The 26,357-nt window shown below is 69.1% G+C and carries 22 protein-coding genes and 1 tRNA gene; 11 read left to right on the plus strand and 12 right to left on the minus strand.

Annotation, left to right across the window (positions count from 1 at the left end; translation table 11 throughout):
- The first annotated feature begins 117 nt into the window (after positions 1-117).
- Entirely contained in the window at positions 118-2,022 is a 1,905-nt protein-coding gene (locus O9280_RS05275) for a DEAD/DEAH box helicase (RefSeq protein WP_298339752.1), read from the plus strand.
- Between the two features lie 51 nt (positions 2,023-2,073).
- On the opposite strand, the gene putP is transcribed toward O9280_RS05275, so the two are convergent.
- Together putP and O9280_RS05285 are read right to left on the minus strand one after the other, a co-directional pair.
- The gene (putP, locus tag O9280_RS05280; protein ID WP_298339754.1) at positions 2,074-3,579 is read right to left on the minus strand and encodes a sodium/proline symporter PutP; all 1,506 of its coding nucleotides are present in this window, start codon (positions 3,577-3,579) and stop codon (positions 2,074-2,076) included.
- Between the two features lie 76 nt (positions 3,580-3,655).
- Complete coding sequence (locus O9280_RS05285; protein WP_298339757.1) at positions 3,656-4,408, minus strand: sulfurtransferase; 753 nt, start codon at positions 4,406-4,408, stop codon at positions 3,656-3,658.
- Between the two features lie 88 nt (positions 4,409-4,496).
- Between O9280_RS05285 and O9280_RS05290 the strand changes: the two genes are divergently transcribed.
- From O9280_RS05290 to O9280_RS05315, 6 genes are read left to right on the plus strand one after another with little or no spacing between them, the layout of a single operon-like run.
- On the plus strand, positions 4,497-5,342 hold the full coding sequence (locus O9280_RS05290; RefSeq protein WP_298339760.1) for a hypothetical protein: 846 nt from the start codon (positions 4,497-4,499) through the stop codon (positions 5,340-5,342).
- Complete coding sequence (locus O9280_RS05295; protein ID WP_298340609.1) at positions 5,342-5,788, plus strand: FKBP-type peptidyl-prolyl cis-trans isomerase; 447 nt, start codon at positions 5,342-5,344, stop codon at positions 5,786-5,788. The genes O9280_RS05290 and O9280_RS05295 overlap by 1 nt, the downstream gene beginning before the upstream one ends.
- 10 nt (positions 5,789-5,798) lie before the next feature.
- Positions 5,799-7,064: a TIGR03862 family flavoprotein gene (locus tag O9280_RS05300; protein WP_298339763.1), complete on the plus strand. Its 1,266-nt coding sequence runs from the start codon at positions 5,799-5,801 to the stop codon at positions 7,062-7,064.
- A gap of 57 nt (positions 7,065-7,121) precedes the next feature.
- Positions 7,122-7,565, plus strand: coding sequence for a PQQ-dependent sugar dehydrogenase (locus tag O9280_RS05305; RefSeq protein WP_298339766.1), 444 nt, complete (start codon positions 7,122-7,124; stop codon positions 7,563-7,565).
- Positions 7,562-8,374, plus strand: coding sequence for a PQQ-dependent sugar dehydrogenase (locus O9280_RS05310; protein WP_298339768.1), 813 nt, complete (start codon positions 7,562-7,564; stop codon positions 8,372-8,374). Before O9280_RS05305 ends, O9280_RS05310 begins: the two co-directional genes overlap by 4 nt.
- A gap of 56 nt (positions 8,375-8,430) precedes the next feature.
- A complete protein-coding gene (locus tag O9280_RS05315) occupies positions 8,431-9,567 on the plus strand; it encodes a PQQ-dependent sugar dehydrogenase (RefSeq protein WP_298339771.1) in 1,137 nt (378 codons plus the stop codon).
- Position 9,568: 1 nt separating this feature from the next.
- On the opposite strand, the gene O9280_RS05320 is transcribed toward O9280_RS05315, so the two are convergent.
- Positions 9,569-11,443 (minus strand): aromatic amino acid ammonia-lyase, encoded by a 1,875-nt coding sequence (locus O9280_RS05320; RefSeq protein WP_298339774.1) that lies wholly within the window; start codon positions 11,441-11,443, stop codon positions 9,569-9,571.
- Position 11,444: 1 nt separating this feature from the next.
- Positions 11,445-12,824: a histidine--tRNA ligase gene (hisS, locus tag O9280_RS05325; RefSeq protein WP_298339778.1), complete on the minus strand. Its 1,380-nt coding sequence runs from the start codon at positions 12,822-12,824 to the stop codon at positions 11,445-11,447.
- A gap of 174 nt (positions 12,825-12,998) precedes the next feature.
- Here hisS and O9280_RS05330 point away from each other — a divergent pair.
- The 4 genes from O9280_RS05330 to O9280_RS05345 all read left to right on the plus strand — a co-directional run bounded on the left by O9280_RS05330 (position 12,999) and on the right by O9280_RS05345 (position 17,910).
- Positions 12,999-13,075, plus strand: a tRNA-Pro gene (locus O9280_RS05330).
- Between the two features lie 209 nt (positions 13,076-13,284).
- Entirely contained in the window at positions 13,285-16,044 is a 2,760-nt protein-coding gene (locus O9280_RS05335) for a DUF2339 domain-containing protein (RefSeq protein WP_298339781.1), read from the plus strand.
- A complete protein-coding gene (locus tag O9280_RS05340) occupies positions 16,041-17,402 on the plus strand; it encodes a DUF3999 family protein (RefSeq protein ID WP_298339784.1) in 1,362 nt (453 codons plus the stop codon). Before O9280_RS05335 ends, O9280_RS05340 begins: the two co-directional genes overlap by 4 nt.
- A gap of 82 nt (positions 17,403-17,484) precedes the next feature.
- Complete coding sequence (locus tag O9280_RS05345; protein ID WP_298339787.1) at positions 17,485-17,910, plus strand: hypothetical protein; 426 nt, start codon at positions 17,485-17,487, stop codon at positions 17,908-17,910.
- Between the two features lie 22 nt (positions 17,911-17,932).
- Here O9280_RS05345 and argH read toward each other — a convergent pair whose 3' ends face one another.
- From argH to O9280_RS05385, 8 genes are all read right to left on the minus strand, one after another.
- A complete protein-coding gene (gene argH, locus O9280_RS05350; protein WP_298339790.1) occupies positions 17,933-19,225 on the minus strand; it encodes an argininosuccinate lyase in 1,293 nt (430 codons plus the stop codon).
- Positions 19,222-20,175, minus strand: coding sequence for an N-acetyl-gamma-glutamyl-phosphate reductase (gene argC / locus O9280_RS05355; protein ID WP_298339794.1), 954 nt, complete (start codon positions 20,173-20,175; stop codon positions 19,222-19,224). Before argC ends, argH begins: the two co-directional genes overlap by 4 nt.
- Complete coding sequence (locus O9280_RS05360; RefSeq protein ID WP_298339796.1) at positions 20,172-20,774, minus strand: GNAT family protein; 603 nt, start codon at positions 20,772-20,774, stop codon at positions 20,172-20,174. The genes argC and O9280_RS05360 overlap by 4 nt, the downstream gene beginning before the upstream one ends.
- Positions 20,771-22,090, minus strand: coding sequence for an acetylglutamate kinase (locus O9280_RS05365; RefSeq protein WP_298339799.1), 1,320 nt, complete (start codon positions 22,088-22,090; stop codon positions 20,771-20,773). The genes O9280_RS05360 and O9280_RS05365 overlap by 4 nt, the downstream gene beginning before the upstream one ends.
- Positions 22,087-23,184, minus strand: a complete 1,098-nt coding sequence (locus O9280_RS05370; protein ID WP_298339802.1) for an acetylornithine deacetylase — start codon at positions 23,182-23,184, stop codon at positions 22,087-22,089. The genes O9280_RS05365 and O9280_RS05370 overlap by 4 nt, the downstream gene beginning before the upstream one ends.
- Positions 23,181-24,371 carry an argininosuccinate synthase gene (locus O9280_RS05375; RefSeq protein ID WP_298339804.1) on the minus strand — a complete coding sequence of 397 codons (1,191 nt, stop codon included), beginning with the start codon at positions 24,369-24,371 and terminating at the stop codon, positions 23,181-23,183. The genes O9280_RS05370 and O9280_RS05375 overlap by 4 nt, the downstream gene beginning before the upstream one ends.
- 47 nt (positions 24,372-24,418) lie before the next feature.
- Complete coding sequence (locus O9280_RS05380; protein WP_298339806.1) at positions 24,419-25,429, minus strand: N-acetylornithine carbamoyltransferase; 1,011 nt, start codon at positions 25,427-25,429, stop codon at positions 24,419-24,421.
- Between the two features lie 305 nt (positions 25,430-25,734).
- Positions 25,735-26,301 (minus strand): glycine zipper 2TM domain-containing protein, encoded by a 567-nt coding sequence (locus O9280_RS05385; protein ID WP_298339809.1) that lies wholly within the window; start codon positions 26,299-26,301, stop codon positions 25,735-25,737.
- Positions 26,302-26,357: the final 56 nt, after the last annotated feature.

Below are 26,357 nucleotides of genomic sequence, written 5' to 3' on the forward strand. Positions count from 1 at the left end.
GCACCTCCCCGCCCGGCCAAACCGCCGGTTGGCTCCCGTTGGGGTGGCGGGCCCGAAGGTCGGGTAAACTCCGCGCCCTTCCCGCCGGGCGCTTCAGCCGGCACTCTCGAGGCCGCCATGAGCGCCGATACCGAAACCTCCAACGAAGCGCCCTCGCTGCGCTTTGCCGACCTTGCCCTGTCCGATGCCCTGATGAAGGCCCTCGCCGCCGTGGGCTACGAGTCGCCCTCGCCGATCCAGGCCGCCACCATCCCACCACTGCTCGACGGCCGCGACGTCCTCGGCCAGGCGCAGACCGGCACCGGCAAGACCGCCGCCTTCGCCCTGCCTCTGCTCACCCGCATCGGTAGCAGCGCCGCCGGCGCGCCGCAGGTGCTGGTGCTTGCCCCGACCCGCGAGCTCGCGATCCAGGTCGCCGAGGCCTTCCAGAAGTACGCCGCCTTCATCCCCGGCTTCCAGGTGCTGCCGATCTATGGTGGCCAGGCCTACGGCCCGCAGCTGAGCGCCCTCAAGCGTGGCGTCCACGTCGTCGTCGGCACGCCCGGCCGCGTCATCGACCACCTCGAGCGCGGTTCGCTGGACCTCTCGAAGCTAAAGGCTCTGGTGCTCGACGAAGCCGACGAGATGCTGCGCATGGGCTTCATCGACGACGTCGAGGCGGTGCTGAAGAAGACCCCGCCGGAGCGCCAGGTCGCCCTGTTCTCGGCGACCATGCCGCCGCCGATCAAGCGCATCGCCCAGACCTACCTCAAGGACCCGGTGGAAGTGGCCATCAAGGCCAAGACCACCACGGCCACCAACATCCGCCAGCGGATGTGGATGGTCAGCGGTCTGCACAAGCTCGATGCCCTCACCCGCATCCTCGAGGCCGAGACCTACGACGCGATGATCATCTTCGCGCGCACGAAGCAGGCCACGCAGGAACTTGCCGAGAAGCTCGCCGCCCGCGGCCTCGCCGCCGCAGCCATCCACGGCGACGTGCAGCAGGCGCAGCGAGAGCGGACGATCCAGCAGCTCAAGGACCGCAAGATCGACATCCTCGTGGCCACCGACGTGGCGGCTCGAGGCCTCGACGTCGATCGCATCAGCCACGTCCTGAATTACGACATCCCCTACGACACCGAGAGCTACGTCCACCGCATCGGCCGCACCGGCCGCGCCGGGCGCAGCGGCGAAGCGATCCTGTTCGTCAGCCCGCGCGAGCGCGGCATGCTGAAGGCCATCGAGCGCGCCACGCGCCAGCCGATCGAGCCGATGACCCTGCCCTCCGTGCAGGCCGTCAACGATTCGCGGATCAGCCGCTTCCTCGACCGCATCACGCAGGCTCGCCAGCTGGAGGGCATCGAGCCCTTCCGCGCCCTCGTCGAGCGCTACGAGACCGAGCACAACGTGCCGGCCATCGAGATCGCCGCGGCGCTGGCCCGCCTGGTGCAGGGCGATACCTCCTTGCTGCTCGATCCGAACGCCCGCGAGCCGCGCATGGAGCGGGAAGAGCGCGGCGAGCGTCCGGAGCGCCGTGAGCGCGTGGACTTCGACAAGCTGCCGCGCCAACCGCGCGGCGAGCCGATGAGCTGGCGCCCCGAAATGCGCACCCCGCGCGAGGACGGCCCGCCGAAGCCGCGTCCGGCCAAGTTCGACGCGCCGCGCGCGCCGGAGCCGGGTTTCGCGACCTACTGGATCGCCGTGGGCCACGCCCACCAGGTGAAGCCGGGCAACATCGTCGGTGCCATCGCCAACGAGGCCGGCCTCGAAGCCGGGCACATCGGCCGCATCAACATCCGCACCAACGACACGCTGGTTGATCTGCCGGAGGGCATGCCCAAGGAGATCATGGCCCACCTGAAGAAGGTGCGCGTCGCCGGCCAGGCCCTGATGCTCAAGGCCTACGACCCGTCGAAGGACGACAGCGGCGAGCTCGAAGGCGCTGCACCGCGCTTCCCGAAGAAGGGCGGCTTCAAGCCCGGCGGGCACAAGGGCGGCAACTTCAAGCCGGGCTTCAAGGGCAAGCCGCGCGGCGAGTGAGGCCGCGCTTCGGATCGTGAAAGCGAATCCACGTCGCGCCGAAAGGGGCGGTCAGTAGCCTTCGGCGCGCAGCGTCGCCCGCACGCCGTCATGGCGTTCGCGCATGGCCTCGCTTGGGCCTGAGCCGAAGCGGCTCACCACGACGATGGCAATGGCGGCGGCGATGAAGCCCGGAACGATCTCGTAGAGGCTGCTGTGGCCACCCGCGACGATGAGTTCCTTCCACAGGATCACCGTTGCCGCACCGGCGACCATGCCGGCCAGCGCGCCGTTGCGGGTCATCCGGCCCCAGAACAGCGACAGGATCACGACCGGCCCGAAGGCGGCACCGAAGCCGGCCCAGGCGTAAGCGACGAGGCCCAGCACCTTGCTATCCGGGTCGCGAGCGATCCAGATCGCCAGCAGCGCGACCGCGGCGACCATCGCACGGCCGAACCACACCAGTTCGCCCTGCCCGGCTTGCGGCCGCACGAAGCCCTTGTAGAAGTCCTCGGTGAGTGCACTGCTGCACACCAGCAGCTGGCAGGACAGCGTGCTCATGATCGCCGCGAGGATGGCGGACAGCAGCACGCCCGCCACCCACGGGTTGAACAGCACCGTCGACAGCTGGATGAACACCCGTTCGCTGTTCGCAGCCACCGGGCCGAGATGTTCGGGATGCACGGCGAAGTAGGCATTCGCGAAGAAGCCGACGGCCATGGCGCCGCCGAGGCACAACACCATCCACGTCATGCCAATGCGGCGCGCCATCGGGATGGTCTTCAGCGAATCGGCGGCCATGAAGCGGGCGAGGATGTGCGGCTGCCCCACATAGCCGAGGCCCCAGGCCAGCAGCGAGACGATGCCGACGAAACCCAGCGCGCCGCCGTTGAAGGGATCCAGCTTGGCGGGCGAGGCCTCGCCGATCAGCGCCAGGCTCGCGTCGATGCCACCGCTGCCGATCACCACCATCACCGGCACGAGGATCAGCGCGAAGATCATCAGCGTGGCCTGGACCGTGTCGGTCCAGCTCACGGCGAGGAAGCCGCCGATCAAGGTGTACAGGATGGTGGCCGCGGCCCCCCACCAGATCGCCTCGGCGTAAGGCAGGCCGAACACGCTCTCGAACAGACGTGCACCGGCGACGATGCCGCTGGCGCAGTAGATGGCGAAGAAGACGAGGATGACCGTCGCCGAAAACACCCGGAGCAACTTCGCGTGGTCCTCGAAGCGGTGGGTGAAGTAGTCCGGCAAGGTGAGCGCGTTCCTCGTGCGCTCGGTGTAGACGCGCAGCGGGCCCGCCACGTACTTCCAGTTCGCCCAAGCGCCGATGACGAGGCCGATCGCGATCCACGCCTCCGACGCGCCGCCGATGTAGAGGGCGCCGGGCAGGCCCATCAGCAGCCAACCGCTCATGTCGGAGGCGCCGGCCGACAGCGCCGTGACCACGCTGCCGAGCGAGCGGCCGCCGAGGATGTAGTCGTCGAAGCTGCGGGTGCGCCACCAGGCCCAGACGCCGATGCCCACCATCACCAGCAGGTAGAGGCCGAAGGTGATGAGCAGTGGCGTGGCGGTCATGCGTCGACGGTGTCCGGGCAGGCGAAGGTGATCAGGGTGCGATCGGCCAGATCGCGCACCGTCGGGATGGCCGAGTCTAGGCCTGCCCGTCGGGATTGCCCACTGGCAGCAGGTCGGGGGATAGCGCCACCCGATCATCAAAGACGAAACACCCGCCCTGCCAATGCGCCCCGCCGACGGCATCGAAGTAGCCAAGGATGCCGCCTTCGAGCTGGCGCACGTCGCCGAAGCACAGATCACGGAGCAAGGGCGCGGCCTTCTCGCAGCGGATGCCGCCGGTGCAGAAGCTCACCACGGTGGCACCGGCCAACCGATGGCGTTCGGCTTCGAGCGCCTCGGGCAGTTGCACGAAGTCGTCGATCGGCAGGGTGAGCGCACCGTCGAAGGTGCCGTGGGCCACTTCCTCGCGATTGCGCGTGTCGAGCAGCACGACCGGCCGGCCCACATCGTCGCGCCCCGCGTCGAGCCAGCGCTTCAGCGTGGGCGGATCGACGAAAGGCGCCGGCGCCCTGATCGGGTCGATGCCATCGCGACGGAAGGCGATGATCTCGCGCTTGAGCTTCACCTTGAGCCTCGCGAAAGGAACGGCCTCGCTCCAGCTCTCCTTGGCGGCCAAACCGGCAAACCGGGCGTCGTCCCCGAGCCACGCGAGGAAGCCGCGCAGTGCCGACGGCTCGCCGGCGAGAAAGAGATTGATCCCCTCGGGCGCCACCAGCACGGTGCCCTTGAGGCCCGCCGCGTCGGCGCGCGCGGCGATCGGCCCGCGGAGGGATGCCGCGTCGTCGATCGGGACGAACCGATAGGCAGCGATGTTTAGGATCGAAGGCATGCGGGCTCGACGGTCGCCGGGAACGGGCAATAGCTTGACATTGATCCTCTGGTTGCCAGACTTCCCGGCAACCACCACGGGAGCCGCCATGAACGGCATCGCCCTCCGCCGCGCCGCCGCGCAGTCCATCGCCCTTGGCGCCGCCCTCGTTGCCGGTCTCGCAACGGCCTCGGACTATCGCAACTTCAGCATCGGCGCCGGCTTCACTCCCGACCCGCAGACGGGCACCGGCACCACCGGTGGCGCGCGCGACGCGTCGCAGGCGTTTGGTGGCCAGTGCAGTGGCAGCGTCGACACCACGCCCGACCACGTGATCACGGTCACCAGCGCGGTCAACTTGAAGCTCTACACCACCAGCACCACCGACTCGACGCTGGTGATGCGCGGTCCCTCGGGCACGTTCTGCGACGACGACAGCCGCGGCGAGCTCGACGCCGAGATCAACGCCGTGCTGCGCCCCGGCCGCTACGAGGTGTACGTCGGCCACCTTGGCCAGACGGGCCAGTACACGCTCACCCTCACCGAGAACGTCGGTGGCACGGGGCCGGGGCCGGGAGGCGACGGCAGCATCGAGGCCTACCGAGACTTCACGCTCGGTGCCGGCTTCACCCCGGACCCGCAGCGCAGCCGCGGCGAGACCGGCGGCTCGCGCGATGCGCGCAGCTTCGGCAAGGCCTGCGTGGGCACCATCGACACCACGCCCGACCATCGCCTCACCGTGACCTCGGCCCTGAACTTGAAGATCTTCGTCGAGAGCACCACCGACTCCACGCTGGTGGTGGTCGGCCCGAACCGCACCTGGTGCGACGACGACAGCCATGGCGATCTCGACGCCGAGATCAGCGGCATGTTCGCGCCGGGCCAGTACCAGATCTTCGTCGGAACGAACGGCAACCAGAACGGCAACTACACGATCACCCTGACCGAACAGTGATCCGTTCCCTACCCTTCGCGGCGCTGGCCCTCGCGGCCGTGCTGCTCGCAGGCTGCCGCGCACCCGAGGGACCTCCCGCGGGCGGCAGCCCGGCCGATCTCGAGATCACCGTGCTGCGCGCAGGCAATGGTGCCGTGGCGCGCAGCGGTGACACCGTCCGCGTGCACTACACCGGCTGGCTTTACGACGAGCGCGTCGCCGGCCGGAAAGGCACGGAGTTCGACAGCTCGCGTCCGCGGGGCGAGGCCTTCGACTTCCCCTTGGGGCGTGGCGTAGTCATCCGCGGCTGGGACGAGGGCGTCGTGGGCATGAAGGTCGGCGAGCTGCGCGAGCTCGCGATTCCCGCCGACCTCGGCTACGGCAGCCGCGGCGCGGGTGGCGTGATTCCGCCGCACCAGCCCCTGATCTTCGAAGTCGAACTGCTGGCCGTCGAGCCAGCGCGTTGAGCGCGGTTCCGTGAGCGGCGCGAACACCCAGGCATGGGTCTGCCCCGGCGTCGCCATCATCGGCGGCGGGCCGGCGGGCCTGATGGCCGCGGAAGTGGCCCGCCGTGCGGGCGTCGAAGTCGACCTGTTCGAAGCCAAGCCGTCGGTGGGCCGGAAATTCCTGATCGCCGGCCGCGGGGGATTGAACCTCACCCATAGCGATGCGCGCCCCCGTTTCGAGCAGCGCTACAGCCGGGGCACAGGCGATGTCGCACACTGGCTGGACGCCTTCGACAACGAACAGCTCCGTGCCTGGGCGAGGGAGCTCGGCGTCGAGACCTTCGTCGGCAGCTCGGGGCGGGTCTTCCCTAACGACATGAAGGCCGCGCCGCTGCTGCGCGCCTGGGTGGCGCGTCTGAAGCAGGAGGGCGTCCGCATGCACATGCGGCAACGCTGGACGGGATTCGATAGCGACGGTCATGCCCTGCTCGAAGGCCCCGACGGGCCTCGACGTCTCGAGGCCCGGGCCGTGGTGCTGGCCCTCGGCGGGGGAAGCTGGCCGCAACTCGGCTCCGACGGTGCGTGGCTGCCGTGGCTGGCCGAGCGCGGAGTGCCCACGGTGCCGCTGGAAGCTTCCAATTGCGGCTTCGACGTGGCGTGGAGCCCCTTCATCGCCACGAAGTTCGCCGGCGCACCATTGAAACCGGTGATCGCGCATTGGCGGGACGCCAGTGGGCGCGAACGCCAAATGCAGGGCGAATGCGTCCTGTCGGCGCACGGCATCGAAGGCAGCCTCATCTACGCCATCGGCCCGGACCTTCGGGCCGCCTTGCGTCGGGACGGCCACGTGGACATCGGGCTGGATCTCGTCCCCGGGCTCCCGCCCGAGCGCGTTCGCGATGCGCTGGCCAAGCCCCGCGAGGGCCGCTCGCTCAGCGAGGTCCTGCGCCGCCGACTGAAACTCGACGGCGCGAAAGCGGCCCTGCTGCGCGAAAGTCTGCCGCCTGCCGATCTCGCGGACGCCGGGCGTTTGGCGCAGGCCATCAAGCGCCTGCCAGTACGTCTCGGTGCACCGCGGCCCATCGCCGAGGCCATCAGCACAGCGGGCGGGCTCGCCATGGGCGCGGTCGACGTGAAGCTCGGACTCAGCGCCCTGCCCGGCTGGTTCGCCTGCGGGGAAATGCTCGACTGGGACGCCCCGACCGGCGGCTACCTCCTTACCGCTTGCTTTGCGAGCGGCGTGGTGGCTGGCCACGCTGCCGCATCGGCGTGTCGCGCCGCAACAACGCCGCGTTAACGTCGTGGCATCGGGGCCGCGCTAGCCTCTCGGCTCCTTCCCCCGGAGGCCATCCCCATGCGCCGTACTGCCCTCGCCGTCACCCTCGGCTCCCTGCTCGCCGCCGCGCTCTGGCCCTCGGCTGCCGCCGCGCAGGCCAACACCCAGAACACCCCCAGCCAGCTGGGCACTGTGCGTGTCACCACGATCGCCACCGGCCTGCAGAATCCCTGGGGGCTGGCGTTCCTGCCCGATGGCAATTTCCTCGTCACCGAGCGTCCGGGTCGGCTGCGGGTCGTCACACCGCAGGGCGGCGTCTCCACGGCACTGACCGGTGTTCCGGCGGTGTTCGCGCAGGGCCAGGGCGGCCTGCTGGACGTGGCGCTCGATCCGGCCTTCGCCACCAACCGTCGCGTCTACCTCAGCTTCGCCGAGCCGGGCACGAACGGCACGGCGGGCACGGCGGTGTACCGGGGTGAATTGAACGCCGGCAGCACCGGCCTGGTGAACGGCAGCGTGTGATCTTCCGCGCCACACCCAAGCTCAACACGCAGGGCCACTTCGGCTCTCGCCTCGCCTTCGGCCCCGATGGCTTCCTCTACGTCACCTCGGGCGACAACTTCAGCAATGCGACGGCACAGCGGCAGAACCAGCACCAAGGCAAGATCGTGCGCATCCGCACCGACGGCACGGCGCCCCCCGACAACCCCTTCGTCGGCAACAGTGCGTGGTTGCCGGAAATCTGGTCCACCGGCCACCGCAGCCCGCAGGGCATGGCCTTCCATCCGGTCACCGGCCAGCTGTGGATGAACGAGCACGGCCCGAAAGGCGGCGACGAACTCAACCGCGTCGGCCGCGGCCTGAGTTACGGCTGGCCGACGATCACCTGGGGCATCGGCTACGACGACCGCCCGATTCCGGAAGCCACGGGCACCAGCGCGGCTGGCCTCGAGCAACCGCAGCACTACTGGGTTCCCTCGATCGGTACGAGCGGTCTGGCCTTCTACAACCACCCGAAATCGCCGGAGTGGATTGGCAGCGTTCTGGTGGGCGGCCTCGTCTCGCGCAGCGTCCATCGGCTCTGTCTCGACGTCGACAACCGCGTCGTTGCGCAGGAGCAACTGCTCTCGGGCCTGAACTGGCGCATTCGGGACGTGCGCGTCGGTGCGGACGGCAATGTCTACGCCCTGACCGACGACAGCAACGGCCGCGTACTCCGCATCGAGCCGCCCACGGCCACGCCGCGCGGAAAGCGCCCCGCCACCGCGCCCTCGGCGGCGCCGTCCGGCGAAGAGCGGATCCCGGCGAAGTCCGCCCGGCAGGCGCGGTGACGCGCCCTTGATGCGGACGCCGTGACACTCTGCTGTCCTTCCTGACTCCGCCGACCATGTCCCGACGCCCAATCGCCGCTCTCCTCGCCCTTGCCTTGGCCCTTCCCGCCGCTTCGACGCTGGCCGCGGAATCCCACGAATTCGCGAGCGAGAACGGCCCCGTCCGGGTGACCACCGTGGCCAAAGGCCTCGAGCACCCCTGGGGCCTCGCCTTCCTGCCCGATGGCCGGATGCTGGTGACGGAGCGGCCGGGGCGCCTCCGCATCGTCAACGCCGACGGGACGCTCTCCCGCCCCATCGCCGGCGTGCCGCGCGTGCAGGCCCGCGGCCAGGGCGGCCTGCTCGATGTCGTGCTGCATCCGAAGTTCGCCGAGAACGGTCTGGTGTACCTGAGCTTCTCGGAGCCCGGCAGCGGTGGCGCCGGCACCTCGGTGGCCCGGGGCCGCCTCGAGGGCGAGACTCTGACGGACGTGCAGGTGATCTTCCGCCAGGCACCGAAGGTCGACACCGGGTTCCACTACGGCTCCCGCTTGGTCTTCGACCGCGAGGGCAAGCTCTACGTCAGCTCCGGCGATCGCGGCATGCAGGACACCGCCCAAGACCTCACCCGTGGCCAGGGCAAGCTGTTCAAGCTCAACGAGGACGGCACCCCGGTGGCGGGCCTTCCGCTCGCCGCCCGCGAAGGCACGCATCCCGGCGTGTTCAGCTTCGGCCATCGCAACATCCAGGGTATGGCCCTGCATCCGCAGACCGGCCTCGTCTGGACCCACGAACACGGTCCCCGCGGTGGCGACGAGATCAACGTGCCACGCGCAGGCCGCAACTACGGCTGGCCGGTGATCACCTACGGCATCAACTACAACGGTTCAACGATCGGTGACGGCCTCAAGGAAAAGGACGGCATGGAGCAACCGCTGCACCAGTGGACGCCGTCCATCGGCGCCTCGGGCTTCGCGTTCTACACGGCCGACCGCTTCCCGGCGTGGAAGGGAAACGCCTTCGTCGGTTCGCTGGCGCTGACGCACCTCCAGCGGCTCGTACTCGATGGAGAGCGCGTGGCGGACACCGAGGTGCTGCTCGACGATTGGAACGAGCGCATCCGTGACGTTCGCCAGGGCCCGGACGGCGCGCTGTATGTCCTGACCGACGCTCGCAACGGGCAGGTCGCGAAGGTGGAGCTGCTGGCCCGCTGATTCAGCGCGCCAGCCAACCCTCCACGAATGCCACGGCGGCGGCGACGTCGCCGTCGAGGGCGCGGTCCTTTCCGAGGAAGGCCACTTTGCTGCGGAAGGTCGCATGCAGGTCGGCCACCTCGCGGCCCGGCGTGAAGCCCGCCGAGGACGCCAGCTCGGCACGGAGGGCATCGCACTCAGCGAGGAATTGCGCCCGCTGCGGATGCGGATCGGGCGGTGCGTTTCCGACCTTCGACGCGAACGTCGCGAGGTCCGCCTCGCGAGCCAAGCGTCGCGCGGCTTCGATCATGTCGCGGCGGAAATCCAGAGCCTGCGCCGCGGTCATCAGCTCCAGTGCGAGCACTTTGGCGAGGTCCGCGCTCATGTCCAATACGTGGCGCCCCTCGTTCGCGCCCATGGAGACGTGGTCTTCGGCGTTGGCGCTGGTGGGTATGGAATACACCGTGGCCGGATGCGCACGCGAGGCGAGGTCGTTGACGATGGCCGCGGCGGTGTACTGCACGATCATGTAGCCCGAATCCGTGCCGTCCTCGTTGCCGCTCAGGAAGGCCGGCAGCCCGTCGTTGGTGGCCGGGTCGACCAGCTTGTTGAGTCGGCGCTCCGAGATCGACGCCAGCACGGGGATCGCCGCCTTGACGTAACTCATCGCCAGAGCGATCGGCATGCCATGGAAGTGACCGGCGGAGACCACCTGGTCCTCGATGTGCTTCGCGCCGTCGAGGTCCGGGAAGATCAGCGGGTTGTCGGTCACGGCATTGAGCTCGACATCGACGACCCGCTGCAGCTGGGCCAGCGCATCGCGCACCGCGCCGTGCACCTGCGGCACGCAGCGCAGGCTGTAGCTGTCCTGCGGCTGGTGCTTCTTCCCACCGCGGAAGGGCTTGAAGCGCTGGTAAAAGCGCTCGCGGCCATGGCGCTGGTCGGCGGGCACCCAGTCCCAGCCGATATCGAAGCTCAGCGCGGCGAGCGAGGCATTCGGCCAGCTTGACGGCAGCCAGGGCTTCGCGCGTGGGACGAGGTGGTAGGCGATTTCGGAGAGCGTCGAGCTGTCGAGCAATGCCCGCAGGTTCGCCGCACTGGCCACCTGGCCGGGGTGCGGACGCAATGCGTGCACGTGCGCATCAAAGGCACGTCGGCGACCGGCGAAAGCGTCGATCGTCATCGCCGCGCAGCGATCGGCGAGGTCCACGAGCGTCTCGAGGCGCGCCGCGCAAAGCACGGCCGTGGCCAGCATCTGCGCGGTGCCATTGTTGAGTGCAAGGCCTTCCTTGTACGAGAGGCGGATCGGGGAGAGCCCGGCGCGCTTCAGCGCCTCGCCGCCCGACAGCCGTTCGCCACGGAAGAAGGCTTCGCCCTGCCCCAGCAGCACGATGGCGAGGTGCGACAGCGGGGCGAGGTCGCCGCTCGCGCCGACGGAGCCCAGCTTCGGCACCACCGGCACGATGCCGGCGTTGAGCATCGCGGCGTAGGCCTCGAGCGTGCTGGAGCGCACGCCGGAGTGGCCCTTCATCAGCGTGTTGATGCGGATGACCAGCATCGCGCGCACGACGTCCTCGGGGAACGGTTCGCCGATGCACACCGCATGCGTGGTGATCAGGTTTTCCTGCAGCTCCTCGTGCAGCGTGGTGCCGGCTTCGCCGTCGCCGCGAAGGCGGTGCGCGCCCAGCAGCCGGTCGGCATTGCTGCCGAAACCGGTCGAAACGCCATAGAGCGGCTCCTGCCGGCGGACCTGCTCGGCGAGGAAATCCGCGGTGCGCTGCACGGCGCGGAGCTGCGTCGCATCGAGCACGACCGACGCGCCGCGAGCGACGGCCACGACCTGTTCGCGGGTGAGGGACGCGCCGTCGAGGCGGATGGCTTGGGGAGCGGCGGCCACGTCAGCGCCCCGCGAGCGCGCGATGTTGCGCCAGCTCGACCTTCAGGGCCGCGACAAGCTCGGATTCCGCGACTTCGAACTGCTCGTTGCGGCGCAAATCCTTCACCGCGACGGTGCCCTTGGCCAGCTCGTCCTCGCCACGCAGCAGCACGAAGCGGATGCCGGCGCGGTCGGCGTACTGGAACTGCTTGGCCAGCTTCTTCGGCTCGAGCTGCACTTCGGCGTTGATGCCGCCCGTGCGCAGGCGGCTGCCGAGCGCCAGGGCATCAGCGAGGCCGGCATCGTCCATCAGGGCGACGAGGCATTCGACGCTGCTCTCCGCCGTGGCGATGAGCCCCGCCTCGCGCAGCTGCCAGAACAGGCGCGTCACGCCGATGGAGATGCCGACGCCGGGCAAGTGCGACTTCGTGTAGTGGCTGGCGAGGTTGTCGTAGCGGCCACCCGAACAGATCGAGCCGATCTGCGGGTGGGCGTCGAGCGTCGTCTCGTAGACGGTGCCGGTGTAGTAGTCGAGGCCGCGCGCGATCGAGAAGTTGATCGCGTAGTCGGCTTCGGGGACGCCGAGCGCCCTCACCAGCGACAGCACTTCGCGCAACTCGGCGACGCCCTGCTCCAACGTGGCGTTACCGCCACCGAGGGCATCGAGCTTCGCCAGCGCGTCGTCGTGGCCGTTCGAGCGGACCGAGACGAAGGCGAGGATCTGCGCGACCGATTCGGCGGACAGGCCGAAGCCCTCGCCGGTCAAGGTGTCGCGCACGTAGTCGGCACCGCGCTTGTCGATCTTGTCCACCTCGCGCAGCACCGACATCTGCAGGGCGCCATCCGCGACGCCGAGGCGCTCGAAGAAGCCGCGCATCAGCTTGCGGTTGTTCATCTGGATGGTGAACTTTCCGATGCCGAGCTCGGCGAAGATCGCGTGGATCACTGCGGGCATCTCGGCATCGTGGCGCACCGAGAGCGCGTCCTTGCCGATCACGTCGATATCGCACTGGTAGAACTCGCGGAAACGCCCGCGCTGCTGGCGTTCGCCGCGGTAGACGCGTTGCATCTGGTAGCGGCGGAACGGGAACGCGAGGTCGTGCTCATGCTCGGCCACGTAGCGGGCCAGCGGCACGGTGAGGTCGAAGCGCAGCGCGAGTTCCGGCAGGCCTTCGTCCTTTTTCTCCAGCGCGCCGGTGGACTGGGCGAAGTACACCTGGCGCTCGGTTTCGCCGCCGCTCTTCGTCAGCAGCACATCGGTGAGTTCGAACACCGGCGTTTCGACCGGCAGGAAACCGAAGCGCTCGTAGTTGCGACGGATCACGTCGAGCACGCGCTGGAAGGCGATCTGGTCGCGAGGCAGCAGTTCCAGGACGCCGGGCGGGGTGCGGGGCTTGATCACGCGGACTCTCCGGGGGATATCGATAGGCCGCGGATTGTCGCAAATCGACCGCGAGGCGGCGCGGTGGCGCGATGACGGCAAACATCGGGGGCCGAGAGGAGGGCGACGCGCGGCGGCAGAGTGTCGGGGGGCTTGCGATGGGCGGCAAATCCCACTATTCTTTGCGGCTCCCGTCGGGGTGTAGCTCAGCCTGGTAGAGCGCTACGTTCGGGACGTAGAAGTCGCAGGTTCGAATCCTGTCTCCCCGACCAAAAGTTCCAAGCCGAACCCGCCGAAAGGCGGGTTTTGCGTTTTCGTCCCCGGTAGCGCCGCGATGATCGGCGGCGGACCACAGGTAGCGGAATCCGCGCTTCCGCGTGCTGCCACGCGAGACGCATGCGCACCTCGTCGAGGCTTCGTTGACGTCCCGCCCCAATCCGGATGAACTGCGGCGGACTTCACGCGCGGGGAGACGCGTTCAATGATCTGGGTGCTCGCATTCGCCGCAGCCCTGATGGGCGCCTTGCTGGCGTCCGAGGCGGAGGCCGTGTTCGGCTTCGGCGCGGGCTTTCTCATCGTTGCCGCGCTCGGATTGCTGCATCGCCAGTCCAGCCGCATTGATGCACTGACGGCGCGCCTTCGCGACCTCGAAGCGCGGCGTGGCCCGCAGCCCGAATCGCGGGCCCGTCCGGCCGAAGCTCCGACGCCGGAGCCCTCGCGAACGGTGGCGGAATCGACGTCGCCCGCGGCTGCGCCAGCGCCCGAGGAACCGCCACCGATCCCGTCGATGGTCGACGCGAAACCCGCAGCCACCCCAAGCCCCTCGCCCGCTTTCGAGCGCCCTGCACCACGTCCTGCCGCCTCTCGCGCGCCGCCGGCCGAGCCCGATGCGATCGAGCGTTTCGCGGCGCGCCTGCGGGTGTTCCTTTTCGAAGGCAACGTGCCGGTCAAGCTCGGCCTGCTTGTTTCTTTGTTCGGTGTCGCCGCGCTGATCCGCTATGCCGCGAGCGCAGGCTGGCTCACCGTGCCCGTGTCCATGCGCTACGCCGGCATCGCGCTGGCAGCCATCGCGATGCTCGTTTATGGACTGAAGCAGGTCCGCGAGCGCCCCGCTTTCGGGCTCAGCCTGCAGGGCGGCGCCATCGGCATCCTGCTGCTGACCGTGTTCGGCAGCTTCCGCGTGCCGGACTTGCTGCCCGCCGGCCTCGCGTTCGCCCTGGTGCTGGTGCTGGTCGCTGGTGCGGCCGTACTCGCCATCCGCCAGAACGCGGTGTGGCTCGCGGTCATCGGATTCCTCGGCGGCTACCTCGCGCCCATCCTGCTCTCGACCGGCAGTGGCAACCACGTCGCGCTCTTCAGTTACTACGCGCTACTCAATGGCGCGGTCTTCGCCATGGCCTGGGTGCGCCCGTGGCGTGCGCTGAACCTGATGGGCTTCGTGTTCACCTTCGGCGTCGGTGCCCTGTGGGGCGCGAAGTACTTCCGCCCCGAACTGTTCAGTACGACCGAGCCGTTCCTCGTCGCCTTCTTCCTGATGTACGTGACGATCCCCGTGGCCTACGCGCTGAAGGGCCGCGAACCCGGCAAAGTCGATGCGACCCTCCTGTTCGGTACGCCGCTGATCGCGTTTCCGATGCAGGTGGCGCTGCTCGATGGCGAAACGATGCCCCTGGCGTTCTCGGCCCTCGCGGTTGCCGCCGTGTACCTGCTGCTGGCCTTGTGGTCGCGGCGCGAGGAGAAACTGCGCGTGCTTGGCCAGAGCGCGGCGGCCCTCGGCCTCGCCTTCGCCACCCTCGCCGTGCCACTGGCGCTCTCCGCGCGCTGGACTTCGGCCACCTGGGCGCTGCAGGGCGTAGCCCTGCTGTGGCTCGGACAGACGCAACAGCGCCGTTGGCCGCAGGCCGCGGGTGTCGGCCTGCAGGTGCTGGCGGGCTTGGCCTACGTCGCTTCGTTCGAACATGGTCATGACGGCACGGCCGTGCTCAACGCGCACACGCTGAACCTGCTGCTGCTCGTCGCCGGTGCGGGGGCCTGCGCGTGGCTGCTCGACCGGGCGCACGAGAACCAGCGCTCGGCCGGTGGCGCACTGCTCGCGGCCGCGGCCCTCGGCTGGTGGTTCTGGGCGGGCGCACGCGAAGTGGAGCGCCTCGACAATGTCTACGCCTCCACCGGCGGGGCGGATCTCGAGCTCGGCGCCGGCTGGCTGCTGTTCGTCGCGCTCAGTGCGCTGCTAGCCGCCTGGCTTCGTCGCCTTTCCGATTGGCGCAAGCCCGCGTGGCTGCCGGCGCTGGCCATGCCGACCGCCGTTTTCGCCGTCGTCGTGGCCTACCTCGAATCGTCGTCCTGGTTGTCGCAGCCCCGGGGCTTCACCCTGCTCGCGCTGGCCGTGGCGATGGTCGCGGTGCTTCCCACGATGCGCGGCCTCACTGGCCGACAAGCGACGACCCACATCAGTGCGCTGGCGGCCCTCACCTTGGCCTTGGGCCTAGGGATCCGCGAAGGGCTGGAAGCGATCAACGCCGAGGCCCTCGGGGACGGCTGGCGCTGGATCCTGCCGTGGCTGCCACTCGCCGCGCTCACGGCATTGCTGCTCCGTCGCCCGACGCTCGCGGCGTGGCCGGTGGGCGCGGATGCCCAGGGCTACCGCCGCATCGCGCTTGGCCTTGCGTTGCTCGTGCTTGGTTCGGTCTGGGTCGTGACCCAGGTGGTGGCCGGCACCGCGGCGCCGCTGCCTTGGGTGCCACTACTCAACCCGGTCGAGCTGTTCCAGCTGATCGGCGTGCTGGGTCTGGCAGCGTGGCTGAAGGGCCTGCCGCCTCAGGCCCCGACCCGGCCCATCGCGGCCGTGGCATTGGGAGCCGCAGTGTTCACCTTGATGACCATGGCGACCCTGCGGGCATCGTGGCATTGGGGCGCCGAGGGCTTCGCAGGCACGCCGTGGATGACCTCGGTGGATTGGGGGGATGTCGCGTCGTGGACCGTCTCGCAGGCCGCACTCAGTGTCGTGTGGTCGCTGGCCGGCGTGGTGTGCTGGGTCCTCGGTTCGCGCCGCGGGAGCCGCCCGCTGTGGACCTTCGGCGCGCTGCTGCTGGCGGCCGTGCTACTGAAACTGCTGCTGGTCGACCGCGAGAACCTCGGCGACCTGCTCGGCATCGTGTCCTTCCTGACCGTCGGCGGCCTGTTGGTGATCGTCGGCCGACTCGCGCCCCGTCCCCCAAGCCGTCTGGAGGCTTCCGAATGACCCGCCCTGCCAATCGCTCTCTGGTTTTCGCGATGGCGGTGGCGGTGTCCGCCGTGCCGGTGCTCGCCAGCGACGCGGACTTCGCGCTCGCCTTCCCCATCGACGCGCCCGCAGACGCGCCGGTGTTCGCGATCGAACTCCCTGCCGAGGCCTACGCGACGCTGACAACCTCCGACCTGGCCGACCTCGTCGTGGTGGACGCTCAAGGGCGCGAGCAGCCGATCAGCCTGCATCGCCCGCCGCCGCCCGCCCCGCCGCAGGCGCCGGAAGCCTTTGCGCTGCCGCTGCCGATCGCCGTGCCGGGTGACGCCGCGTCGATGCCGGGTGCTTTGGAACTGCATGTGCGCCGCGATGCCGAAGGCACGCTGTCAGCCCTGGATCTGCGAAGCACCGACGTTGTCGCATACGGCTCCGCCCCCGCCGAATGGCTGATCGACGTCGGCGCCGAGGCGCGGCGAGGTCTCGATGGCCTCCGCCTGAGGCCACAGAGTGACGCCGATTTCCGGACGCTGGTCGACATCCGCGGCTCCGACGATCTGGTGCATTGGGAGGACCTGCAATCCGCCCTCCCCGTGCTCCGCGCGTCCAGCGACGGACGTCGCATCGAGCGACTGGACCTGCGCTTCGCCCGCACCACGCATCGCTACCTGGCGCTACGCCCGGTCACCGGGGAATCCGCCCTGCCCATCGTGGCCATGCTCGAGGGCTTGCGTCGGCGCGAGGCCGAGCCGGCCCCGCTGGCCTCGCGTGTCCTTGAAGCCGTCGCGGTCTCCGAGGATGGTCTGCGCGTCGATTTCGCTCCATTCGGTCCCCTGCCCGTCCAGCAGGCCGAGGTCCGACTCGTGAACGGGGATGGGATCCTCGAGTACCGCATCGAGGAACAGGTCGGGGAGCGCTGGCAGACAGTGGCCAGCGGCACGGCGTGGCGGCTTTCCATTGGCGGCGAAACGCTTGAAGCCGCCCCGGCGCCCCTTTGGCGCAGCGTCATGGGCCCGCTGCGGATCCAGCTGGCGCAGCCCGCACGGCCCCCCAGCCTCGTGCTCGGCTATGCCCCGGACCGCGTCATCGTGATGGCGAACGGCACGCCGCCCTTTCGCTTGCTGGCCGGCAGCGCCCGCCTCCGACAGGCGTCGGTGGGCATGGAAGACACCCTCGCGGCCATCCGTCGACGGCAGGGGGCGGACTGGCAGCCGCCGCTGGCCGGCGTCGGCGCGGCCCAGACCTTGGCCGGAGCCGCGGCCCTGGCGCCACCGACCGACGTGGGGCGGTGGGGCCTCTGGGCGGTCTTGGGCCTCGGGGCGCTGGTCGTCGGGGGCCTCGCTTGGCGCCTTCTGCGGGCACCGACGCCCGCGGAGTGATTTCTGACGAAACGTTCATACACACGGGGGTCGATGCGTGACAGACTGCACTTATTGACAGTTATTGACACCCAGACGAGCCATGGATGCGATCGCCCCGATTCCCCACGTTGACGCCTTCGACATCTCGGCGCGCGGCCGCATCGCCCCACACAGTGGCTGGCGTGCCGCGGAAAAACGCGTGAACACCCTCGCCCTGCGCTCCGATCCGGACGGTGGCGCGGTCCCGGCCCAGCCGGCCTGGTCACCCCTCGTCCTCGCCCTCGGAGGAAGCCTCGTCCTCGCGAACCTGAAGGCCGTGGAGCTGAAGCCAACGCTGGACGCGGTGAACCGGATCATCGACGCGCTCAACGCCCTTCCGGACGATGCCAACTTCGCCGACCTCGAGCGTGCGCTCGGCCTGCGCGAACCCCGCGATTCGCATGACCGCATCGGCGACGCGATGAATCGCGTCCTCCGCGCCCTCGAATCGCGCCGGGCCGACGCCAACCGCTCGATCCTGCGCTGAGCGAGGCGTCCCGGCCTTCGCCTCAGCGGTTCAAGGACGACCAGCGGGCGACGAGAACGGACAGCCTGAGATCGCCCGCAGCACCCGGCGACACCCGCGATTCGAGGCTGCCCTGCGGATCACGCTCGGCCCATTGCGTCGGGTCCGCGGCCTGCTGGTAGGCGTCGCGGAACGGCATGCCCCCAGCGGAGAGTTCAACGGCCAGATCGGTGGCGTACATCGAAGGCTCGATGGCGGCACGCATGCGCTCCGGCTGCCATTCCAACGCCCGCAGCAGGTCCGGCAGCAAACCCAGTGCCGCCAGGCCACGACCGAAGCCATGCACGATGGCGCCCTTCGAGTACTGCAGGTCGCGGTGGTAGCCCGACGGCAGCGAGAGCAGCTGCTCCACTTCGATCTTCGCCGCGGCGACGGAGGCGTACACGCCACGCATCAGCTCGATGACATCGGGATTGCGCTTGTTCGGCATCAGCGAGCTGCCCGTCGTGTACTTCGCCGGAAGCCGCACGAACGTGTACTCCGCGCTGGCGAACAGCGATAGATCCCACGCGAGCCGGCGAAGGTCGAGCAGTCCGGAGCCGAGCGCTTCCAAGGCGGCGAGCTCGAACTTGCCGCGCGAGAGCTGCGCGTACGTGGCGGCGACCTGCATGCGGCCGAAGCCGAGGGCACTGGTGGTGTGGTCACGGTCCAAGGCGAGGTTCACGCCATAACCGGCCGCCGAACCGAGCGGATTCGCATCGATCCAGCGTGCCGTGGCGCGCAGGCGGTCGGCATCGTCGAGGAAGGCCTCGGCCCAACCGGCCCACCACATCGCCGCGCTCGACACCATCGCGCGCTGCAAGTGGGTGTAGCCCGGCAGCGGCAGCTCGCCCTCCTTCGCGGCGCGCTCGAGCGCGACGCCGGCGGCGGCGTGGCAGAGCGACGCCGCATGCGCAAGACGGTCCTTCAGCCACAGGCGCGTCGCCACCAGCACCTGGTCGTTGCGGCTGCGGCCGGTGTGGATCTTCTTGCCCACATCGCCGAGACGTTCGATCAGGCGGGCCTCGATGGCGGAATGCATGTCCTCGAAGCGATCGTCGAGGAGGAAGCGGCCCGCCGCCACGTCGGCATCGAGTTCCGCCAATTCCCGGGCGATCGCGGCCCGCTCGTCGGCAGTGAGGATGCCGATGCGTTCCAAGCCTTCGGCATGCGCGCCGCTGGCACGGATGTCGTAGCGGATGAACTCGCGATCGAGGATGACATCGTCGCCCGCGAGGAAACGCTGAATGTCCGCGTCGATGTCCATGCCGGGCTTGGCCCACAAGACGTTGCTCATGCCGCCCACTCCACGGTGAGGCCCGTCGTCTCGGCCTGGCCGAACGCGAGGTTGAGGTTCTGCAGGGCCTGCGTTGCGGCGCCCTTCAGCAGGTTGTCGAGGGTGCTGACCACGACCAAGCGCCGACCGTCGTCCGACACCGCGAAGCCACCGATCTCGACGCCGTGCCGGTTCGCGATGCGCGAAACCCACGGCGCGCCATCGACCACCCGGACCAGCGGCTCGTTGGCGTAGGCCGTCGCGTAGCGGGCGCGAAGCGCATCGAGCGTCGCGGGCGCGCGCAGGTGGGCATTGACCGTCATGGTGATGCCGCGGAAATGCGGCGCCACGTGCGGCATGAACTCGACGGGATGGCCGAGGTGGCGGGTCACCTCGCGCTCGTGCACGTGGTTCACCAGCGCGTACGGCATCAGGTTGTCGTGCAGCTTGGCCGGGTCGTTCTTGTCGCTCGGCGTCGTGCCGGCACCGCTGTAGCCGGACACGCCGAAGCACTGCGCGGGGCCGTCGACGAGATCCAGGACCGGCGCCAGGGCCAGTTGCATCGCCGTCGCGTAGCACCCGGGATTGCTGATGCGCGTTGCACCATCGAGCGCCGCGCGGTTCCGCTCGGGCAGGCCGTAGGCCCACGAGGAATCAAAGCGGAAATCGGCCGACAGATCGACGATGGCCATGCCCGGGGCGATGGCATCGACGGCGGCGACGTAGGGTGCGGCCAGCCCATTCGGCAGGCCGAGCACCACGGCATCCACGCCGCTCGTCGCGACGCCGGCCGCATCCAGTGCCGTGTAGCGCAATTCGCCGCGGTAGGCCGGCTCGTGGTCGGCGAGACGTTGGCCCTCGCGCTCGCGCGAGGACACGAAGGCGATCTCGAACCCGGGATGCGCTGCGAGCAGCTTGATGAGTTCGGTGCCAACGTAGCCGCGGGCACCGACAAGGCCGACACGGATCATGCGATGTCTCCTTGGCGTGCCATCAGTTGTTTGAGGTGCCCACGAACCGAAGGCCATTCACCGTCGATGATCGAGAACACCACGGTGTCGCGCCAATGGCCGTCCGGCATCCGCAGGTGGTTGCGCAGCACGCCCTCCTCCTTGGCACCGAGCCGGGCGATCGCGGCACGCGAGGCGTGGTTCATGACGTGCGTGAAGAACTCCACGCGGCGGCATTCCATGGTTTCAAAGGCATGCGTGAGCAGCAGGGCCTTGGCCTCGGTGTTGAGCCCGGTGCGTTGGACGCGCTTCGCGTACCACGTCCAGCCGATCTGCACCCGACGGTGCATGGCCTCGATGTCGCCGAAACGGGTGCTGCCGACGATCATGCCGTCGGCGTCACGCACGACGAACGGGAGGGCCTGCCCGGCATCGCGAAGTGCCAAGGCCTTGTCAACGTAGGCCACCATGCCGTCCGGTGCGGGAATCGCGGTGTACCCCGGCTTCCAGAGTTCGCCGTCGCGAACCGCGTCTTGCAGCCCGGGGACATGTTCCCGCGCCAGCGGCTCGAGCATCACGTATCGGCCCGTCAACGTGGGCACGATGGTCCAGGCGCTCATGCGGCGGCCCCCAGCTTCAACGTGGCCGGACGGGTGCGGCAGTGTTCGACGGCGAAGCGGATGTCATCGAAGCCCTCGAGGCCGTACCAGAACACCGTCCACGGGTCGCCCTTCAGAGCGCCCTCCGACTGGTCGAAGTAGAAATCATTGATCGCATTCGTGCTGCGCGAACGCCAGAACAGCCGCGGCGTCTCCGCACGCATCACGTCCCACGCGGCACGCCCGAGGCCCTCGCCCTTGGCGTCGTCGGCGACGGCGAACTTGTCGAGGTGCGGGATGCCGTTCTCTTCGGTCAGGACCAGCGCGGCGCGGTAGTTGGCCGAGACGTAGATGCGCCACGGCACGGTGCGCTCGAAGTAGTCCAGCGTGAGCGCGCGGCCGAAACCGGATTCGATCAGATGCTTCAAGCGCGGCAGATCGACCTGGTCCCAGCGCTCGAACACGTGGATCGCCTCGCCGCGACGCACCAGCGTCCCCGAGCCGCGATGGGTGAACAGCTCCTTGGCCAGTTCGTCGGGCTTGGTGATCGACACCGAGGACGAGGGCGGCAGCGCGTCCAGCAGGTCAGCGATCTGCTCGATCTTCACCCGCATGCCGCCGGTCAGCCACGGGGCCGCCATCAGGCGCTCGCGGTCGGTGCTGAGGTTGATCGAATCGATCAGCCTGCCCTCCCCGTCCAGCAGGCCACCGGTGCCGGTGAGGAAAATGATCTTGTAGGGCTGCAGCGACTTCACCAGCTCGTTGGCCGCCCAGTCGGCGTTGACGTTGACGATCTGGCCGTCCTTCGTCTCGCCGAGCGAACAGATCACAGGAATGGAATTCGCGCGGATCGCCGCCTCGACGCCCTCGCGCTCGACGCGCTTCACATCGCCGACGAGGCCGAGGCGCTCGCGGTCGACGATCTCGGCCTCGAACACGCCGGTCTGGATCGATGTGGCGCGCACGCCCGCTTCCTGCAGCGCATCGACGAGGCGCAGGTTCTCGCGCACCAGTACGCGGCGCACGACGGCCAGCACCTCGGGTGGCGTGACGCGCAGGCCGTCGACGGTCTGCTTGGTGATGCCGGCAGCGGCCATCTCCTCGTCCAGCTGCGGGCCGGCGCCGTGGATCACCACCGGCGTCAGGCCCACCTGCTGCAGGAAGCTGAGCGAGGAAATCAGCGATTCCATGTCGTCGCGAAGGATCGCGCCGCCGACCTTGACGACGGCGAAGCGCGCGGCGTCCACCGAGCTGAAGCGCTTCAGGTACTGCTGGATCTCCTTGGCGCTCGCCATGTTGGAGAGCAGGCGGACGATGGTGGTTCGAAGGTCGGTCATGGCCGCGAGAACAGTCGGATCAGGTGGTCGGTGTACGAGGCGAGTTGGTCGAGCGCGACCCACTCGTCGGCGGTGTGGGCCTGGGCGATGTCGCCGGGGCCGAACACGAGGGCCGTCATGCCCGCCTGCGAGAACAGGCTGGCTTCGGTCCAGAAGTCGACGGCGTTGCCGATCGGCAAGCCCAGTTCATCGGCGAGATCGCGCGCGGCGAGGCGCTTGCCCTCTGCCTGCGCGACCTCACCCGCCGGCAGCGAGGGGCCGTAGAACGTCGCCTCGTAGTGCGCGAGCGCGGCCGGATCCGCCAGCCCCTCGAAGTGCGCGTGCAACTGCGCGACATCCATGCTGGGCAGCGGCCGGAAGCCGAAACGTACCTCGGCGCTCGGCGCGATCATGTTGGCTTTGATGCCGCCTTCGACGCGGCCGATGTTGAAGCGCAGCCCGGTCAGCCCGCCGAAGCGCTGGTGCGCCTGCGATTCGACGAAGGCCAAGGCCGCCTCGCCCCAGTGGATGGCCTGATGCAGGGCCGACAGCTTCAAGGCGTTCGCCGCCGAGGCGTGCCCGGCTTGGCCCTGGAACTTCATCAGCACCGAGGCGATGCCGCGATGCGCCAGCACGGCCTCGCAGCCCGTCGGTTCCGCGACCACGGCCTCGGTGAAGCCATGGCCTTGGGCGAGGAAGCCGGCGATGCAGCGGGCATCGTTGGCTTCTTCATCGGTGGTGAACAGGAAGGCCGCATCGCCCGTGGTGCGGGCTGCCGCCGCCAGCATCGCCGCCGCCGCGCCCTTGATGTCGCAGGCGCCGAGGCCGATGGCGCGATCGGCCGTCACGCGCAGCACGTGCGGGCTGGCCGTCCACGCCGGCGAGTCGGGCACGGTGTCCATGTGCACGTTGAACACCCGGGTCGGGTTGCCGCGCACGGCCAGCAGGGCCACCGCACCAGCGCCGAAATCGGTCAACTGGAAGCGGAAGCCCGGCAGGTTCGCCTGCAGGTAGTCGAACATCCCGCCGGTGCCGATGGCCCGTGGCGGGTTGCGCGTGTCGAAGCCGACGAGGGCTTCGAGGTGCTCCAGCGTGCTGGCGAGGGCCTCGCTCACCGGTTCACCTCGGCCCACAGCGTGCTGCTCATGCCGTAGAGGCGGATGAAGCCCTCGGCCTCGGCCACGCCCCAGTCCGCGGCCTGCGCGTAGGTCGCGCCCTTGGCGTTGAGGATGTGCGGCGACTGGATGGCCACCGCATCCACGCGGCCGCCCTCGGTGCGGAGCGTCACCGTGCCGTTGACCGTGCGCTGCGACGAAGCAAGGAAGGCCTCGACGTCGGTCTTCAGCGGGTCGTGGAAGAAGCCCTCGTAGACCAGCTCGGTCCACTTGCGGCCGATCTCGGGCTTGAAGCGGTTCTGGTTCTTGGTGAGCACAGCCTCCTCCAGCGCGCGGTGCGCCGTCAGCAGGGCCGCAAGGCCCGGGGCCTCGTAGATGATCCGGCCCTTCAGGCCGATCGTCGTATCGCCCGTGTACAGGCCACGGCCGACGCCATAGGGCGCCAGCGCCGCATTGAGCTTGGCGAGAATCACTTGGCCCGGCAGGGCCTCGCCGTTCAAAGTCACCGCTTCGCCGTTGGTGAAGCCGAGCGTCAGCTCCAGCGGCGCGGTCGGCCACTCGCTGCGCGGCGCGCACCAGCCCTTCGCACCCGGGCCCGGTGCTTCCCAGCGGTCGATCTCGCCGCCGCTCATGGTCACGCCGAGCAGGTTCTCGTTGATCGTGTAGCTCTTCTGCTTGGCGCGCACCGCGAAGCCGCGCGCTTCGAGGTAGGCCTGCTCGTAGGCGCGGACTTCCTTGTGCTCCTTCTGGATTTCGCGGATCGGCGCGACGATCTCGTAGTCGCCCAGCGCCTTGATGGCGAGGTCGAAGCGCACCTGGTCGTTGCCCATGCCGGTGCAGCCGTGCGCGATGGCCTTCGTGCCCAGCTCGGCGCAGCGCTGCAGCGCCGCTTCGACGATGAGATAGCGGTCGGAGACCAGCAGCGGGTACTGGCCCTGGTAGGGCTCGCCGGCCCAGACGAAGGGCTTCACGAAGCCGGCCCAGATGGCCGGGCCGCCGTCGACGGTGACGTGGCTGGCGACCTTCAGTTCATGCGCACGGGCTTCGATCCAGGCCTTCTCCTCGGCGTCGACGCCGCCGGTGTCGGCGAACACGGTGTGGACTTCCCAGCCGCGCTCCTGGAGGTAAGGCACGCAGAAGCTGGTGTCGAGGCCGCCGGAGAAGGCGAGGACGATGGTCTTGGACATGGTTCGGATGCTCGAGAGGAAAACAGGGGTTCTTGTCGGTCGGCGCGTCAACCGCGCAGCAGGCGGGCCATCACGGCCTTCTGCACGTGCAGGCGGTTCTCGGCCTCGTCGATGGCGATGCAGTTCGGCGAATCCATCACGCCGTCCGTTGCCTTGACGTTGCGACGCAGCGGCAGGCAGTGCGAGAACAGGCCTTTGCCGCCGTCGCGGGTCAGGGCCATCTTCCGCTCGTCGACGATGAAGTGCTTGTACTCGTCGCGCATGGGCTTCTCGTCGGCCCAGTTGCCGAAGAAGGGCAGCGCGCCCCAGCTCTTGGCGTAGACCACGTCGGCGTCCCGGTAGGCCGCATCGATGTCATGCGACACCTGCAGCGAACCGCCGCTCTCGGCGACGTTCTGCTGTGCCCAGCCCATGTAGCGTTCGTCCAGCAGGTACTGCTCATTCGGGCACAGCAGGGTCACGTCCATGCCGAGTCGCGTGGCGATGGTCAGGGCTGAGTTCGCGACGGCCGTGTTGAGCGCCTTCGGGTGGTAGGTCCAGGTCAGCACGTACTTGCGGCCGCGGAGGTCCTTGCCGAAACGCTCGCGGAGCGCGAGCGCATGGGCCAGCTCCTGGCAGGGATGGGTGATGGTCTCGAGGTTGATGACCGGAACCGTTGCGTACTTCGCGAGACCCGCCAGCACCTTGTCCTGCCGATCCACCGACCAGTCGACGAACTTGGGGAAGGCGCGCACGCCGATCAGGTCGACGTAGCGGCTCAGCACCTTCGCCACCTCGGCGATGTGCTCCTCGGTTTCGCCATCCATCACCGTCCCGAAATCGAACTCGATCGGCCACGCGTCCTTGCCCGGGGCCAGCACCACGGCATGGCCGCCCATCTGCGTCGCGCCGATCTCGAAGCTGGTGCGCGTGCGCAGCGAGGGGTTGAAGAACACAAGGGCGATGCTCTTGCCGGCCATCTGCTGGCCGAACTTCGAGGCCTTGAAGGCCGCGGCCTCGTCGAGCACGGCGTCGAGCTCGGCGCGGGACCAGTCCTGGGTGTTCAGGAAGTGCTTCATCGGTGGTGCTCCAAAGGCGGCAATTGGGAAAAGATGGGACGCAAAACGCCAACGCCCAGCACGAGGCTGGGCGTTGGTGGTTTCAAAACGACGAAACGAACCGGTTACCCAGCGGCTTGGCGGGATTCCGGTCGGCGCGCACGAGACGTCATCCCGGCGGCCATGTAGGCCGAGGTCAGGACGCCGAAAGCGGGCAGGAAGGAGAACATAGGGGGCGAAGGGTCGCAGAGCCGGCGGGCCGGTGCAAGCCCCACAACGACGAAGCGCCCCGAAGGGCGCTCCGTCCGTACCACGCGACGCCGAACTCAGCGGTAGGCCGTGCCTTCGTCCACCGGGGTCACGGCCACGCGCACGCGCAGGCGGTCACCCGGATCGTAAGGCAGGCGCGACATGTAGGTCTGGCCTTGGTGCACGTACTCGACGTCGTAGGACGCGACACGGCGCTGCTCGCGCTCCACGTCGACCACGCGGCAACCGGCGTCGCGGACGACGACCCGTTCGTTGTTCTTGTCGGAATTGCGGCCGATGGCGCCGCCGATCACGGCACCGGCCACCGTGGCGGCCTGGCGGCCATCGCCGCTGCCGACCGTGTTGCCGAGGGCGGCACCGACCAGGGCACCGACCACGGTCCCACCGTTCGAACGCCGGACCTCGCGCACTTCCTCACCACCGCAGATTTCTTCCGGAACGCGGGTGCGGACGGTTTCGTAGATCGGGTCGACGCGGGTGACCTGCGCATACGCGTACGAGACGTTCTCCTGGCCCGAGGCATAGGCCGGCGCGTAGTCGTCGCGGTACTGGGCCGAAGCGGCGCCCGAGGCGACGGCGACGGCGACGGCGATAACCAGGGCGTGGCGCGGGGTGCGGATCATCAAGAGCTCCGGGTGTGTCGAACAGTCCGAATTCCAGCACCGAGCGGCTGAACCGA

Source organism: Silanimonas sp. (assembly GCF_027531545.1).
GTDB lineage: Bacteria > Pseudomonadota > Gammaproteobacteria > Xanthomonadales > Xanthomonadaceae > Silanimonas.